Origin of the sequence: uncultured Gimesia sp., from assembly GCF_963976445.1 — a bacterium.
Lineage (GTDB): Bacteria > Planctomycetota > Planctomycetia > Planctomycetales > Planctomycetaceae > Gimesia.
Genome location: NZ_CAXBKP010000060.1, coordinates 1 through 1645, shown reverse-complemented (window position 1 = coordinate 1645; position 1645 = coordinate 1). Strand labels below are relative to the sequence as shown.

1 protein-coding gene is annotated in these 1645 nt (G+C 46.0%); it reads right to left on the bottom strand.

Annotated elements, in window-relative coordinates; genetic code table 11:
• Positions 1-321: 321 nt before the first annotated feature.
• A complete protein-coding gene (locus tag AAC022_RS27050; protein WP_339736438.1) occupies positions 322-1524 on the bottom strand; it encodes an SGNH/GDSL hydrolase family protein in 1203 nt (400 codons plus the stop codon).
• Between the last annotated feature and the right edge of the window lie 121 nt (positions 1525-1645).

The following is a 1645-nucleotide window of genomic DNA, read 5'->3' as shown; positions in this document are numbered from 1 at the left end:
AACCGTGTGCTCGCGCGCGACGCAGACTAAGCATCATCCCGATGGCCGAGAGGCGGTCAAGACCGGATTATTCAGTATCCAGAGGTATTTTCAGCAGTGAAGATGACGCATCAGATGAGATAGGGGGGGGGACGGTAAGAGGTAGACGAGCCGCAGACGCTGACGTCAGCCTGGTCACTCAGGTGGAATCCGAAACATACAAGGGTCCAGGATTCGATGGTCTTGAATCCTGAACCCTTTGGGTCTCCCTGATGGTCTCTGTTGCAGCTTTGGACCAGTGGAACTTAAGTTGCTCTGTCTATTGTGGTCTGTTTTAGAATGCTATTTTGACATTTCTTTCAACCAGAAAAAGACGGAATCGCCAATCTGCTGGTATCCATTGAGATCAGGATGCACGGCGTTATTTTGTCGCACGACTTCCTGCGGGTTGCGCGAATTCAGGGGTCCTTTTCTGGTCGGGTAATTATGTACGCAGTTCAGATTTAAATTTGTAGGTACGAGGAAAATATTCTGATCCGCTTTGTCTTTGTAAATTTTTGACATCAGTTCGACCACATATTGCTGGTTTCGTTTGTATTGCCAGCGGGTCAGACTGCCATCATAGGGATTGCCGAATGCATTCTGAGTCGCAGCCGGGGGCACTGGTAACATGAGGCCGATTTTCGTTTCTTTGCTGTAAGCCTGGATCATATCCACTAAGGCACCCACGTTTTTCAGCATCGTGCCGGCAATCGTTTCGATCGTCTCATCGGAGGCGGAATAGACATCGTTCGGTCCGAGAAATATTGTCACGACATCCGGAGCTTTACCATCGTTAAACTCTTTGCAATAGCGAGGAAAATCAAATTTGGGTTTCCCCTGTTCGTCGGCATATAAAAAAGGGCTACCCCGTTCTTTATGATCTCCGGTTCTGGCTGTTTCCTTGAAAAGTGTTGCAAAACGAAGTGCGGTCCAGCCGGAATAACCTTCATGTCGAACTTCAGGATCATTGTTCGGATTATGAGAACCAACGAATTTAAGCTGAGGTCCTTCGAATTTTTTACTGAGTTCCAGTACGTGTCTGGCGTAGATTGAACCATGCGTCAGACTGTCGCCGATCATCAGCAGGCTCAAGGTTTTATCTTTTCCAGTTGCTGCAGGCACGACACGGAGTCTTGATTTTTGTGAAGAAACAACCTGATTATTCTGGTCAAGAATTTTCAGTTCGAATGCATAATCGCCGATTTCTTTTTCTTCAGGCGTATATGTCCAGCGATCGTTTTGTAAAAATCCACGGTTACAATGCACATCGAAAACATAATTCGCGGGGTTAATGGCGAGCACAACATTGTCAAAATAAACATTGGTTTCAAGGCCGGGGACAGCATAAATGATGGGAGGCAGAACCAACCTCAGAGGATTCTTCAGACCGGATTCGCTTTCGGTTTTGGCTGCCGGTTTTGTGTTATCATCGGCGGACGAAACATGACTGAAAGCAAACAGGCTTAGCATAAAAAAGAGAATTAAATAAGGTCGTGGTTTCATACTGATTCCTGTAATACAATGCCGGGACTGAGATTGTGAAAATCGTGTTGTAGAAATTGTTCTTCCCCACAAGCGGTTGGACTATGCAAACTTGATTTGAATCAATCATCATACCAGTTTG

What these genes read in the sequence shown, in the direction of transcription:
- AAC022_RS27050 (WP_339736438.1), bottom strand. Translation starts at nt 1,524, where the DNA reads ATGAAACCACGACCTTATTTAATTCTCTTTTTTATGCTAAGCCTGTTT.